The sequence below is a fragment of the Cupriavidus sp. C1SS-2L genome (genome assembly GCF_057073735.1).
In genome coordinates, this window is the sequence record NZ_CP172708.1 from 2,729,357 (window position 1) to 2,742,283 (window position 12,927).

14 protein-coding genes and 2 tRNA genes are annotated in these 12,927 nt (G+C 64.1%); 7 read left to right on the top strand and 9 right to left on the bottom strand.

The genetic code is table 11. The features are described from left to right. Nucleotides 1-32: 32 nt before the first annotated feature. Nucleotides 33-1,307: a TIGR03862 family flavoprotein gene (locus tag ACIGJG_RS12630; RefSeq protein WP_483672416.1), complete on the top strand. Its 1,275-nt coding sequence runs from the start codon at nucleotides 33-35 to the stop codon at nucleotides 1,305-1,307. Here ACIGJG_RS12630 and ACIGJG_RS12635 read toward each other — a convergent pair. Both ACIGJG_RS12635 and ACIGJG_RS12640 read right to left on the bottom strand, forming a co-directional pair. Beyond that, nucleotides 1,294-2,910 (bottom strand): NAD(P)/FAD-dependent oxidoreductase, encoded by a 1,617-nt coding sequence (locus tag ACIGJG_RS12635; RefSeq protein WP_011298610.1) that lies wholly within the window; start codon nucleotides 2,908-2,910, stop codon nucleotides 1,294-1,296. The two genes, ACIGJG_RS12630 and ACIGJG_RS12635, sit on opposite strands and share 14 nt — an antisense overlap. 120 nt (nucleotides 2,911-3,030) lie before the next feature. Further along, entirely contained in the window at nucleotides 3,031-3,396 is a 366-nt protein-coding gene (locus tag ACIGJG_RS12640; RefSeq protein WP_140949861.1) for a hypothetical protein, read from the bottom strand. Nucleotides 3,397-3,573: 177 nt separating this feature from the next. Between ACIGJG_RS12640 and ACIGJG_RS12645 the strand changes: the two genes are divergently transcribed. The 3 genes from ACIGJG_RS12645 to ACIGJG_RS12655 all read left to right on the top strand — a co-directional run bounded on the left by ACIGJG_RS12645 (nucleotide 3,574) and on the right by ACIGJG_RS12655 (nucleotide 6,918). Continuing rightward, on the top strand, nucleotides 3,574-5,010 hold the full coding sequence (locus ACIGJG_RS12645; protein WP_011298611.1) for an aminotransferase-like domain-containing protein: 1,437 nt from the start codon (nucleotides 3,574-3,576) through the stop codon (nucleotides 5,008-5,010). Between the two features lie 104 nt (nucleotides 5,011-5,114). After that, entirely contained in the window at nucleotides 5,115-5,288 is a 174-nt protein-coding gene (locus tag ACIGJG_RS12650; RefSeq protein WP_166487015.1) for a hypothetical protein, read from the top strand. Nucleotides 5,289-5,442: 154 nt separating this feature from the next. Then, nucleotides 5,443-6,918, top strand: a complete 1,476-nt coding sequence (locus ACIGJG_RS12655) for a sensor domain-containing diguanylate cyclase (protein ID WP_041679678.1) — start codon at nucleotides 5,443-5,445, stop codon at nucleotides 6,916-6,918. Between the two features lie 69 nt (nucleotides 6,919-6,987). On the opposite strand, the gene lpxO is transcribed toward ACIGJG_RS12655, so the two are convergent. The 3 genes from lpxO to ACIGJG_RS12670 all read right to left on the bottom strand — a co-directional run bounded on the left by lpxO (nucleotide 6,988) and on the right by ACIGJG_RS12670 (nucleotide 9,798). Beyond that, nucleotides 6,988-7,890, bottom strand: coding sequence for a lipid A hydroxylase LpxO (lpxO, locus tag ACIGJG_RS12660; RefSeq protein ID WP_011298614.1), 903 nt, complete (start codon nucleotides 7,888-7,890; stop codon nucleotides 6,988-6,990). 142 nt (nucleotides 7,891-8,032) lie between these two features. Further along, nucleotides 8,033-8,338 carry a hypothetical protein gene (locus tag ACIGJG_RS12665; RefSeq protein ID WP_011298615.1) on the bottom strand — a complete coding sequence of 102 codons (306 nt, stop codon included), beginning with the start codon at nucleotides 8,336-8,338 and terminating at the stop codon, nucleotides 8,033-8,035. A 47-nt stretch (nucleotides 8,339-8,385) separates the two neighbouring features. Further along, nucleotides 8,386-9,798 (bottom strand): DUF2252 domain-containing protein, encoded by a 1,413-nt coding sequence (locus ACIGJG_RS12670; RefSeq protein ID WP_011298616.1) that lies wholly within the window; start codon nucleotides 9,796-9,798, stop codon nucleotides 8,386-8,388. Nucleotides 9,799-10,156: 358 nt separating this feature from the next. On the opposite strand from ACIGJG_RS12670, the gene ACIGJG_RS12675 reads away from it, so the two are divergent. Beyond that, complete coding sequence (locus ACIGJG_RS12675) at nucleotides 10,157-10,459, top strand: hypothetical protein (RefSeq protein ID WP_140949862.1); 303 nt, start codon at nucleotides 10,157-10,159, stop codon at nucleotides 10,457-10,459. A 96-nt stretch (nucleotides 10,460-10,555) separates the two neighbouring features. Next, nucleotides 10,556-10,825 carry a hypothetical protein gene (locus ACIGJG_RS12680; protein WP_011298618.1) on the top strand — a complete coding sequence of 90 codons (270 nt, stop codon included), beginning with the start codon at nucleotides 10,556-10,558 and terminating at the stop codon, nucleotides 10,823-10,825. A gap of 146 nt (nucleotides 10,826-10,971) precedes the next feature. Here ACIGJG_RS12680 and ACIGJG_RS12685 read toward each other — a convergent pair. From ACIGJG_RS12685 to ACIGJG_RS12700, 4 genes are all read right to left on the bottom strand, one after another. Further along, a tRNA-Met gene (locus ACIGJG_RS12685) sits at nucleotides 10,972-11,047 on the bottom strand. 112 nt (nucleotides 11,048-11,159) lie between these two features. Then, nucleotides 11,160-11,399: a hypothetical protein gene (locus tag ACIGJG_RS12690; protein WP_011298619.1), complete on the bottom strand. Its 240-nt coding sequence runs from the start codon at nucleotides 11,397-11,399 to the stop codon at nucleotides 11,160-11,162. A 213-nt stretch (nucleotides 11,400-11,612) separates the two neighbouring features. After that, nucleotides 11,613-11,900, bottom strand: a complete 288-nt coding sequence (locus ACIGJG_RS12695; protein WP_011298620.1) for a hypothetical protein — start codon at nucleotides 11,898-11,900, stop codon at nucleotides 11,613-11,615. Nucleotides 11,901-12,141: 241 nt separating this feature from the next. Further along, nucleotides 12,142-12,218: transfer RNA gene (locus ACIGJG_RS12700), tRNA-Arg, on the bottom strand. 133 nt (nucleotides 12,219-12,351) lie between these two features. On the opposite strand from ACIGJG_RS12700, the gene greB reads away from it, so the two are divergent. Then, entirely contained in the window at nucleotides 12,352-12,918 is a 567-nt protein-coding gene (greB, locus tag ACIGJG_RS12705; protein ID WP_011298621.1) for a transcription elongation factor GreB, read from the top strand. Nucleotides 12,919-12,927 lie beyond the last annotated feature (9 nt).

Here is a 12,927-nt window from a genome sequence, read left to right on the forward strand (position 1 = left end):
CCGCGGCGTAGTGCGCCCTCCTCTCTATTGCCATGCCGTCCACCGATATCCCGTCCTCCACGCCCACCATCCTTCCGGTCGAAGCCGCCGTGATCGGTGGCGGCCCTGCAGGCCTGATGGCGGCCGAGGTGCTGGCGTCTCGCGGCGTGCGCGTGCATGTGTTCGATGCCATGCCGTCGGTGGGCCGCAAGTTCCTGATGGCCGGCAAGAGCGGCATGAACCTCACGCACGCCGAGCCCGAGCCGGCATTCACCGGGCGTTATGGCGAACGTGCGGATGTCATCGCGCCAATGCTCGCGGATTTCGGCGCGCAAACGCTGCGCGAGTGGGTACACGGGCTCGGCATCGAAACCTTCGTCGGCAGTTCAGGCCGCGTCTTTCCGACCGACATGAAGGCCGCGCCGATGCTGCGCGCGTGGCTGCATCGCCTGCGCGACAGCGGCGTGGAGTTCCATATGCGGCACCGCTGGGTCGGCTGGACGGACGATGCATCGCGCGCGCTGCGCTTCGCCACGCCGCAAGGCGAACAGCACGTGCAGGCGAACGCCGTGATCCTCGCGCTCGGCGGTGCAAGCTGGGCGCGACTCGGTTCGGATGGTGCATGGGTGCCGCTGCTGGCGCAGCATGGCGTCGATATCGCCGCGCTGCGGCCGGCGAACTGCGGTTTCGACGTGGCGTGGAGCGCGATGTTCTCCGAGCGCCATGCCGGCAACCCGGTCAAACCCGTCGCGCTCGCCGTGACCGACGTGAACGGCAACGCGCACTACCGGCAGGGCGAGTTCGTGATCAGCGCCGGTGGCATCGAAGGCAGCCTGGTCTATGCGCTGTCCGCGCCGATCCGTGATTTGATCGAGCGCGATGGTGAAGCGGTGGTTCACCTGGATCTGCTGCCCGACCGGGACGCGCAGCGCGTGCTGGCCGAGGTATCGCATCCGCGTGGCTCGCGCTCGCTGTCGAGCCATTTGCAGAGCCGGCTAGGCATTACGGGCGTGAAGGCCGGGCTGCTGCGCGAGTGCCTGTCGAAGGAAGCAATGCATGACACGGTCACGCTGGCGGCCGCTATCAAGGCTTTGCCGCTGCGCCTGTTGCGTGCGCGGCCCATCGATGAAGTCATCAGCAGCGCAGGCGGCGTTCGCTTTGAAGCGATGAACCCGCACCTGATGCTCAATGCGCTTCCCGGCGTGTTCTGCGCCGGCGAGATGCTGGACTGGGAAGCGCCGACCGGCGGCTACCTGCTCACGGCGTGCTTCGCGAGCGGCCGCACCGCCGGTCAGGGCGCGGCCGACTGGCTGATCAGCGGCCGTTGACGATGGCCAGGGCCACGGCCTCGGCCACTTCGATGCCGTCGATCGCGGCGGAGTAAATGCCGCCTGCATAGCCGGCACCCTCGCCTGCGGGATACAGGCCTTCGACATTCACGCTCTGGTAGTCCGCCTTGCGCTCGATGCGCAGCGGCGACGACGTGCGCGTCTCTACGCCGGTCAGCACCGCGTCGTGCATCGCGAAGCCGGCGATCTTCTTGTCGAGTTCGGGCAGCGCCTCGCGGATCGCTTCGATGACGTAGTCGGGCAGCGAGGTGCTGAGGTCGGTCGGCGTCACGCCCGGCTTGTACGACGGCTCCACCGAACCGAGCGAGGTCGACGGACGGCGCGCGATGAAGTCACCGACGAGCTGGCCCGGTGCGCTGTAGTTGCGGCCGCCAAGCTCGAACGCGCGCTCTTCCCACTTGCGCTGGAACTCGATGCCGGCCAGCGGGCCGCCGGGATAATCGTCCGGCGTAATGCCCACCACGATGCCCGCGTTCGCATTGCGCTCCGCGCGCTTGTACTGGCTCATGCCGTTGGTCACCACGCGGCCCGGTTCCGAAGCTGCCGCGACCACGGTGCCGCCCGGGCACATGCAGAAGCTGTAGACCGCACGGCCGTTGCTGCAGTGATGCACGACCTTGTAGTCGGCCGCTCCAAGCAGCTTGTTGCCGGCAAACTTGCCGAAGCGGCTGCGGTTGATCAGCCCTTGCGGATGCTCGATACGGAAGCCCAGCGAGAACGGCTTGGCTTCCATGAACACGCCGCGGTCATGCAGCACGTGGAAGGTATCGCGCGCGCTGTGGCCGACGGCCAGGATAACGTGCTCGGCCGGCAGGTAATCGCCGGTGGAAAGCTTCAGGCCGCGCAGCTTGCCCTGTTCGATGTCGAAGTCATCGACGCGAGTCTCGAAGCGGACTTCGCCACCAAGCTCGCGGATCTCCGCGCGCATCTTCTCGACCATGCTGACCAGTCGGAACGTGCCGATGTGCGGGCGCGCCTTGAACAGGATGTCTTCCGGCGCGCCGGCGCGCACGAACTCGTTGAGCACCTTGCGGCCATAGTGCTTCGGATCCTTGATCTGGCTGTACAGCTTGCCGTCCGAGAACGTGCCTGCGCCGCCCTCGCCGAACTGCACGTTCGACTCCGGGTTGAGCACGCTCTTGCGCCACAGGCCAAAGGTGTCCTTGGTGCGCTCGCGCACTTCCTTGCCGCGTTCGAGGATGATCGGGCGGAAGCCCATCTGCGCGAGCAGCAGCCCCGCAAGCAGGCCGCACGGGCCCATGCCGATCACGACCGGACGCGGCGTGTTACCGCCCTGCGGCGCCTGCGCAACGAAGCGGTACGCCATATCGGGCGTGACGCTCCAGTTCGGCTTGCCCGCCATGCGACGGATGGCGGCGGGCTCGTCCTTCACCTCGATGTCGATGATGTAGGTGAACTTGATATCGGCGCGCTTGCGCGCGTCGTGCGCGCGGCGGAACACGGTGTATTGCACAAGCCCATCGCCCTTCACGCCGATCTGGGCCAGCGCGCTGCGCACGGCACGATCGAGATCGTCTTCGGTGTGTTCGAGGGAGAGCTTGAGTTCGGAAAGGCGAAGCATGGAAACCTGCGAGGATGCGACCACAGTGGTGGCCGGAACGACCGCGTCACCCGTGCCACGTGGCATCAGGAGCGGGCCAGAAAAGGGCACCGGCCGTGCAAAGCCGGCCGGTGCGCCATTCTATCGGGTTTCCGCTTCGACAGGGCTGGTGGTGGCCTGCCATTGGCGGCGGTGTAGTCGTGCAAGCAGTCCATTCCACAAGCGCTGCCAGGCGCCCGGCCCGGGTGCATGCAACATCACCTCTGCGGCACCCGATGCGGAAACAATGATCCATCCGCTCTCGCTGACGACGATCACGTCGCCGGCAGTCAGCGAGTGCCTCAGCGCGAAGGCTCCGACAGCGGCCCACTGCGGCGGCAATGTGATCTTGACTCGTCCTTGGGCCACATGGAGGACGGTGCCGCGTGCAGCATGGCGGCGCAGGGCTTGCCCCGGGCCAAGCGTGTAGCGAAGCGGAGGCATAGGGTGGGAAGTCGGGGCTGGCATGAGCGGCTCCTGGGCAGGGTTCAGACAGGGTCCAGCGTATCGGCGCCCCCTTCCCCCACACAGCCACAACAGACTCAGCCGCGGACCGGAACAGTGCAGATTTTTTCTGTCTGTTACGATGCAGATGCCTGCCGTCTGTATCTGTTCACGCGCCCGCCCGCCGGGCGATCATGCCGCATGGACTCCGCCCCGCTCTACCAGCAACTCGCCGACCAGTACCGCCACGCCATTCGCGCCGGCACGCTGGCGCCGGGGCATCGCATGCCGTCCGTGCGTGCGCTCATGTCTACCCATGACGTAAGCCTGTCGACCGCGCTGCAGGCGTGCCGGCTGCTCGAAAGCGACGGCCTGCTCGAAGCCCGGCCTCGCTCGGGCTATTTCGTGCGGACGACTACGCCGCTGCGCCTGGCGCCCATCACCGAACCGGCGCCCACGCTGCCCGATCCGGCGCAGTACATCGGCATGCACCAGCGGATCTCGTCCGTACTCGCGCGCAGCCAGCAGGATCCGTCGACCTTCAGCCTCGGCGGCGCCCGCGGCGCGCCGGCGCTCTATCCGCTTGCCGCACTCCAGCAAGCGGCCGGACGCATCCTGCGGCGCGATCCCACGCTCTTCGGCGAAGCCGCCGCCCCAGGCGGCCACCCAGCATTGCGCGCCGCATTGGCGCGGCTGGCGCTGCGGCACCGCTTCACCCTGTCGCCCGATGAAGTGCTGATCACGCACGGCTGTACCGAGGCCTTGCAACTGGCGCTGCGTGCCGTCGCCGGTCCCGGCGATGTGATCGCCGTGGAATCTCCGACCTATTACGGCCTGCTCCAGATCCTGGAAAGCCTGGGCATGCGCGCGCTGGAGATTCCGTGCAGCGCGCAGACCGGACTCTCGCTGGAAGCGCTGGAACTGGCCGTGCGCACCTACGACAACATCCGCGCCGTGGTCGCCATGCCGAATTTGCAGAACCCGCTAGGCTCGATCATGCCGGACGCGCACAAGAGCCGGCTCGTGCAATGGTGCGAGGATCACGGCGTGCCGCTGATCGAGGACGACTGCCTGTCCGGCACCGCCGACTTCGACACGCCGCTGGCCGCGGCGAAAGCATGGGACCGCACCGGCAACGTGATCTACTGTTCGTCCGTTCACAAGACCCTGGCACCCGGCGTGCGGCTGGGCTGGATCGCCGGCGGCAAATGGCATGCGCGCGTGGAGATGCTGAAGTTCGCGCTGTCGCGTCCCAACGAAATGCTGTCGCAGGCGGCGGTCGCCGAGTTCATGGCCGCTGGCGGCTATGAGCGGCACCTGCGGCGCTTGCGCGTGGCCCTGCGCCAGCAGCGCGAATGGACAGCGCAGGTGATCGCGGCGAGCTTCCCCACCGGCACCCGGCTGACGCTGCCGCGCGGCGGCTTTCACCTGTGGGTAGAGCTGCCGCCAGGCGTAGCGTCGGAAGCCGTGTTCGAGCACGCACTGCGGGAGGGCGTCTACGTCGCTCCGGGCCTGATGTTCTCCAATTCCCCGCGCTGCGACGGCTTTATCCGCATCAATTGCGGCACGCCGCGTTCCGCACAAGTCGAGCACGCGCTCGCTACCCTGGCTGCAGTGGTTCATCGGCTGGCGGCATAGTCGGTGCGTCGGAATCTCACGAGACCCTGATGCAGGACAAGTCGGTCTGGCGGGCAAGCCGATACCATCGCGTGATCCCCTTCCCGGCTTGACCAGGCCGCGCCATGTACGAACCCGACGCCCCCCACTCCTTGCTTCAGAACGAATTGCGTGCCCTTGCCCCGGTGCTGACCGAGGGCTCCCTGCTCCAAGCCATCGCCCTCCAGTTGCTCGCCGAAAGCGAACAGGCTGCCAGCCGGCAGGTGATCGTCCGCGTCGAGCACGTCCTGGCCGCCTGATTCAGCGGCACTGCCGTGGCCCGCGGCGTGCCCCTCCCCTTTTTGCAACACCGCTCCCTTTTTCGTTTGCGCTGCCCTATCCTTGTCCGCTGGCGCGGCTGACGGGGCCGCCGCAGCACCACAGCGATCAACGGGAATACAAGAAGAAGGGAGAATGGCCTTGCGCAGTGCAACCGCCGCGTCGTGCGTCGACGATGACTACCAAACCCTGTTTCAACTCGCGCCGGTCTCGCTCTGGCTGGAAGACTTCAGCGCCGTGCGCCAGCACTTCGAGCGGTTGCGCGCCGAAGGCGTGACGGACTTGCGGGCCTACCTGCGGGCCAATCCGGATGAAGTCGCGCACTGCTCGTCGCTGATCCGCGTGATCGCGGTGAACCGCCGTACGCTCGACCTGTTCCGCGCGGCCGACCTAGCCGACCTGGTCGCCAATCTCGACACCGTGTTCCGCGACGACATGTTCGACCAGCACGTCGAGGAACTCGGCCAGCTTTGGGACGGCGGCAACCGCTTCGCAAGCCAGACCGTGAACTACACGCTCGAAGGCGAGCGCCTCGACATCCGGCTCGAAGCCACCGTCATGCCCGGGCATGAAGCCACGTGGGAACGTGTGCTGCTGTCGATCGAGGACATCACGGCGCGCGTGCGCACCGAACGCGACCTGCGCCGCAGCGAGCAATACGCGCTGGGGCTATTCGAGCATTCGCCGGTGTCGCTGTGGGTGGAGGACTTCAGCGTCGTGAAGATGCTGCTCGACGAAGTGCGCGCGGCCGGCATTACGGACTTTCGCACTTTTCTCAACGTGCATCCGGATTTCGTCTCGCGCTGCATGCAGGAAATCCGCGTGCTCGACGTCAACCAGCAGACGCTGCTGATGTTCGGCGCCGAATCGAAGGAAATCCTGCTCTCGCGGCTGGGCGACGTGTTTCGCGACGACATGCGCATCCACTTTGCCGAGCAACTCATCGACCTGTGGCACGAGAAGCTGTGGCAGCAGCGTGAGGTCATCAACTACGCGCTGGACGGTCGTTCTGTCGACGTCTTCATGCAATGGTCGGTGTTCCCCGGATGCGAGCAGGAGTGGGACCAGGTGCTGGTGTCGCTGACCGACATCACGGCCCGCAAGAAGGCGGAGGCCTATGTCGAATTCCTGGGCAAGCACGACGTCCTGACCAAGCTGTACAACCGCGCTTTCTACGAAGATGAACTGGCCCGCCTGGGCCGCAAGGGCCCGTGGCCGGTCAGCGTGGTTGCCGTGGACCTGAACGGGCTCAAGACGGTCAACGACCAGTTCGGCCATGGCGATGGCGACGCCCTGCTGCGGCGCACCGGCGAGGTACTCAAGAAGGCCGTGGGCGAACAGGTCTGCGTGGCCAGAATTGGCGGCGACGAGTTCATGGTCCTGCTGCCCGGCCGCGACGAACGCGGCGCGGCGACGGTGGTGGAGCAGATCGAAAAGGTTGTGGAACTGAACAACCAGTTCTACCCGGGAACAGCGCTCAGTTTCTCGATCGGCCATGCCACTTGCCACCAGGGCGAACGCCTGAGCGACACGGTCAAGATCGCCGACAGCCGCATGTACGAGGCCAAGCGCGCCCACTACGAAGGCCTGGGGGATCGCCGGGGGGATTGATCGGCAGCCTCATCGCAAAAGAGCCGGCAAATGCCGGCTCTTTTCGTATCCGCACCGGTCTGCCGGTGCTTACAGGTAGATGATCAGCGCGATGCCCGCGATGATCAGCCCGAACTTCGTCACGTAGTACAGCTTGCGGTTCCACGCCTTGTAGCGGCGCCGATACTGCCCGGCCAGCCAGACGAAACGGAACAGCTTGTTGATCATGCCGGTCTGGTCGTTCTCGTCATTGGGCGAGCTTGCCGCGGTCATGACCTTGCGGCCCAGCCAGTGGTTGATCTTGCTGGCCCAGCCAAAACGCATCGGGCGTTCGATATCGCAGAACAGGATCAGGCGGTTGGCATCGCTCTTGTTCTCGGCCCAGTGCAGGTAGGTCTCGTCGAACACCACGCCCTGCCCGTCGCGCCAGCTATGGCGCTCGCCATCGACTTCGATGAAGCAGCGGTCGTCGTTCGGCGTGGCCAGGCCCAGGTGATAGCGCAGCGAACCGGCGAACGGGTCGCGGTGCGGGTTGAGCTTGCCGCCCGGCGGCAGTTCCGCGAACATCGCGGCCTTCACGCTGGGGATATCGCGCAGCAGCGACACCGTCTTGGGGCACAGCACTTCGGCCGACGGATGCTGGGCTTCGTACCACTTCAGGTAGAAGCGCTTCCAACCGTTCTTGAAGAACGAGTTGAAGCCAGCGTCGTCGTTCTTCTCGGCAGCCTTGATCTTGCGCATCGCGGCCAGGGCCAGGCCCTCGTCACGGATCTCCGGCCAGGCGGCACGGATCCGTTCCAGATCGGGGAAGCGTTCGACCGGAATATACGGCGTGCGCGGCACGCCCGAAAACGCGTACATGAAGCAGTTGACCGGCGCAACGAGCGCCGAATGGTCGAGCAGCTGTCGCCAGATGCGCAGCCGGGCCTTGCCACGGAAATGCACATACAGGATGGCGCCGAGATACCCGGCGACGATTATCCACTTGATCACCCGAAGTTCTCCAAGGAGCCAGGGACCGCGCGCGTAGTCACGCCGCCGGCCGTGGCCAAAACGCGTATTTTAAGCGAAATGGCAGGCCCGCCGCACCGTGATACCGCGGCGCAACATAGCTACCTTGCTGGCAGGCGGCGTGTTAGCCGCGCGACTGGCGCGAAATGCGCTCGATCAGCGCGCGCGCATCGTCGGGCATGCCCTGCAGGGTCAGCAGTCTTGCGTTGAGTACAAGGTTTTCCAGCACCAGCTTCGCGGTGGAGGCCCACATTGTCGCCAACTGCACTTCGGCGGGCATGCCGGAGGCCTCAAGCTCGTTCGAACGCTCGGCAATCAGCCGGCACGCGAGCTGGCGCAGTGCGGCATCATCGAACGGCAGGTTGGCGTAGTCGATGGGGTCTTCCTTTTCCACCTCGACCATCAGTTGCATCAGGATGTCTTCGGTCATCGGCAAGCGCTCCCGGCAATCCACTTCTGATCCACTATGCATCCGCGTCACACGCGGAAATCCGCAGCCATGTCGGCATCGGTGCGCGCCTCGAGCCGGCCGGAACGGCAGGCGGCCACGAAGCGCTCGTAATCCTTCTCGACCTGATCGGCATAGCTGTTGGAGTAGCCTACCATCACTTCGGCCATGCGGTCGCTGGTGCCGAGATAGCCGCTGATTTCCGCGGCCAGGCCGCCTGCCTTGGCGTGCGCGCGTGCCAACACCCAGCCGCACAGCGCGCCGTATCTGCCGAGCGCCTCGACATCCATCAGCTCGATCTGCGGTGACAACTTCATGTCGCGTAGCTGGCGCACATAGAAGTCGCGGCCGAAGGGGCCTTTGGTCCACCCAAGGAAGAGATCGCTCGCGGCCTGCATCAGGCGCTGGCCTTCCACGACGCGGCGGCCATCGTGCGACACCGCAGGGCCCTTAAAATAGCGCGCGACGACGGAGCGCGTCGCTTCCTTGATCTGCAGGAACATCGGTTTGCCATGGCTGTCGATCATCAGCTGGATCATGCAGCGCGTGCCGACGCTGCCCACGCCCACCACCTTGAAGGCCCGGTCATGGAGCGTGAAATGACTGAGCAGGCGCTGGCGGTCAGGGGCCAGCGTGCCGAGATACTCCTTGTAGACTTTCTCCGCGGCTGCCTGGATGTCCTTGGCGGTCATCCAGTCATCGTCCGCATCGAACAGCGTATGGGCACCGCGCACGTGGAAGACGGCCGGCGGCGCATCGAGGATGGTCCATTTATCGCCCACGCGCTCCGCCAGCTTGGGCAGCAGCGCCTCGCTGGTGCGATCCGCTGCGCGCTCCATTCCCCGCCGGATGCGGCGTTGGATATTGGGCGACGTCTCTTCCCCAAGCAGGCGTTCGAAGGTGATGTGGTCGTACCAGGTGTCGAGGATGCCCATCTCGCCATAGCCCTGCATGCGTGCCTGGTAGCTGCGCACGAGCTGGTAGACGAGGTCATCGGCAACCCCCTGCTTGTGGCGCAGATGCCTGGCCGCCACGACGAAGCTGGCGGCCAGGCGCTTGAGATCCCATTCCCACGGCCCGCGGCTGGTTTCGTCGAAATCGTTGAGGTCGAACAGCAAGGCCCGCTCGGGCGTGGCAAAGCCGCCGAAGTTTGCGAGGTGGCAGTCGCCGCAGATCTGGATGTGCAGGCCAGAGTTCGGGGTACCCGCCAGATCGTGCGCCTGCACGATGGCGCTGCCGCGGTAGAACGCGAACGGCGATTCAATCATGCGCCCGTAGCGCAGCGGCACCAGTCGCCGCACCCGGCCTTCGCTGCTGATCTTCAGCAACTCGACCGGATCGCGGTCCACATTGCCGATTTCCGCGTGCGCGCCGCGCGGCAACTTGCGGCGTACGGACTTGCCGTTGTCACGCCGATCGCCGGTATCTACCGTTGTCGCCACAATGCCTCCATGCCGGGGGGCCGGCCATCGCCATTTGTGCAGCATCTGCAACAGAAACTAGTTCACGCCCTGCGGCTTGTCAATTGCATGGAGGATGGGACAACGCGAAGAGAAAGCCACTCGCACGGCCAACGAACGTCCTTCTCAGGGATATCACTCTCTCCACTTCGCGCGGCAGATGGTACTCTGCGCGCTGTTCCCGAGACCGCCAGGCCGGGACATGACGCACTCCGCACTAAGTTGGCGGCGGTGTTGCGTATCAGGAATTTCCGCGCCTTTTGCGAGCGCATCAAAAGATGCACTGAACAAAGCGAGCGAGCTGCAGTCTCATTCGCTTTCCACACGAAGAGTCGCGTCCATGACCAAGCGTTTGTTGTCCGCCATGCGTCAGTACGCATGGTTTACCGGTGTCAAGCACCATGTCGTCCAAGGCGTCGAAGCCCTGGCCGAGTTGCTCAAATCCCCTTCTGCCGCGGCACGCGCCGTTGCCGCCGTGATTTCCGAGACCGAACACGGTGTTCAGGTCTGGGTGTCGTACTTCGGCAAGCCGCTGGATCCGCATACGAACTATGTGCTCTGGCCCGGCCGCGCTCTGCGTCCGGCGCGCCGGCGCGTACAGCCCACGCCGCTCGAGTACATGCAGCGCAGACGGGACGACTGAACGCAGGCCTTCGGGCCTCGGCATCACGCGGACTGGAAGGGGCTCGCCCCTTCACTACAATGACTGTTGTGTTCCCGTCGTAGACAAGGAGCGGACATGCCCGAACCGAAACATGACGAAGCGCTGGTCAATCTCTACCTCGAACGTATTTCGGCGCTGTCGGTCAGCGCGTTCGACGGGGCCGATGTCAGTAATGAGCTCGATGAAGTCATGCGTGAAGCCACGTCACGCAGCGGCGGAGACAGCGGCACGCTGAGCGTGCTCGCAAGCCGGCTGCGCGAGCGCGCCGAAGCCGCCGATCGGGAAGGCCAGCCGCTCGTGCGCGATACCTTCGTACAGGCGGCAAGGCTGATTCCATTGAAGTAGAAGAAAAGCAGATTCGCTCGTTCTGTGCGCATGCGACAAGGCGAATGGCATCAGCTCTTGCTATGCAAGCAAGGACGGGATTTACGCGAATTGCTTTTGGGAAATTTGGCCGATCGGCCTGAGGACCCAGACACCCTGAAGGGTGTTGGTTGCGGGGGCAGGACTTGAACCTGCGACCTTCGGGTTATGAGCCCGACGAGCTGCCAACTGCTCCACCCCGCGTCTGAAGAATGAGATTATGCAGGGTTCGCACGCAGTTGGCAAGCTCTTTCTTGCCTACGCGGGAATTTCTCATACAAGGCATACGTAAGCGCCTTCGCGACCGATCCACGCATCATGCGATGCGCCGCTGCTTGCCTTCAGCTTCTGCTTCAGCAAGCACGGTTTCGATGTACTGGTTCACCTGGTCAAGCGCTTCAAGCTTCGTGTCGAAAGGATGATTGGGAAACGGATTGTGCCGTGGTGCCAGTGCCTCGCCGTCCAGCCTGCGGATAATCTCCACCATGATCGACCACTTGCCTTTCGGCAAGGCGATCACTTCATAGACGATCTTGTAGCCTTCAAATTCCGGCATGACGTGTACTCCTTTACTGCGTGGCGGACCGGACATCGCCCGCCTCCACATCCAGAGTAGGAGTGCACCCCGAAGACAAAAATGATCTGCATCAATAGCCGACGATCAAGGTAGATCACGGCATGATATAAGCCATTGCCAGCATCGGAATAATACAAAGATGCGCCGGACGGTGCGCATGGATTGCGCACAAGCAACACGTGCGAGCAAGCGTTACCTCGCGGAGCCGATGATCCGATCGACAAGCGCATAGCCCGCACTGAATGCGGCAACCTCCGCCGCATGGCGCGTCGCGAAGTGCTGCGTGCCGCTGACAAGCAGCTCCATGTCGCCGGCATCGGCGGGGTCCGCGCCCTCCTGGCCCACGCGAACCTCATATCCCCAGTACGTCGATGATGACCCCACACTGACCACACCATCATCGCTTTCATGCTGCTGCGTCACGAGGACGTACACATCCATGTCGCGATACGCCTCCACACGCCATTCGGTCTGGGCCATGCCGGTCTCCTTTCGCGATGCTACGCCCTGATGTTCGAGCCTATGCGCACACGTGACAGATCGCAAGACTAGCCCCTCCACGCGCAAGACAAGCGCGTGGACTGCATCGATGCCAAAGATGTGGCGCGAGATGCGCGGCGAGCAAAGCAGGCCGCGAGAGCGCGATAATGAAGAGAAACCGATGGGAACGCGGAAATAAAAAGGGCTTCCGTTTCCGGAAGCCCTTTTCTTTCTGCATAGGTGGCGCGGCTGGCAGGATTCGAACCCACGACCCCTTGGTTCGTAGCCAAGTACTCTATCCAACTGAGCTACAGCCGCACTCGAGAAATGAGATTATATCTGAGTTTTGATTTTTGTGAACCCCCTGCGGCACATTTTTTCGTTTTTTCTCGCAATCGTGGCCTGCCCGCGCGGTTTTCTATAATGGCTGACCGAAGATGTGATCCCGACCATGAACAAGGCATTTGTCAAAGAGTCGTCCGGTGACGACGAAGACGATCTTCCCGAAGGCGCGGCGCCGCTGCCTGCCGGCAGCAAGAACTACATCACCGCCGACGGCTACAACCGCCTGCGCAATGAGCTGATGCACCTGATCGATGTCGATCGCCCCGATGTCGTGCAGATCGTGTCGTGGGCCGCCTCCAACGGCGATCGCTCAGAGAACGGCGACTATCTCTACGGCAAGAAGCGCCTGCGCGAGATCGACCGCCGCATTCGCTTCCTGACGCGCAGACTGGACAAGGCCGAAGTAGTCGACCCATCCCTGCAAGGCGACAACGATCAGATTTTCTTCGGCGCGACCGTCACGTACGCGAACCAGTCCGGCGAAGAAACGACCATCACGATCGTCGGCATGGATGAAGTGGATCTCGACACGAACCACGTGAGCTGGATCTCGCCAATCGCCAAGGCGCTGATCAAGGCGCGTGAAGGCGATACCGTGGCGCTACGCACCCCGGCCGGCGTTGAACAGATCGATATCCTGGATGTCAGCTATCCGCCGCGCAAGGCGGGCTGACCACGCAAC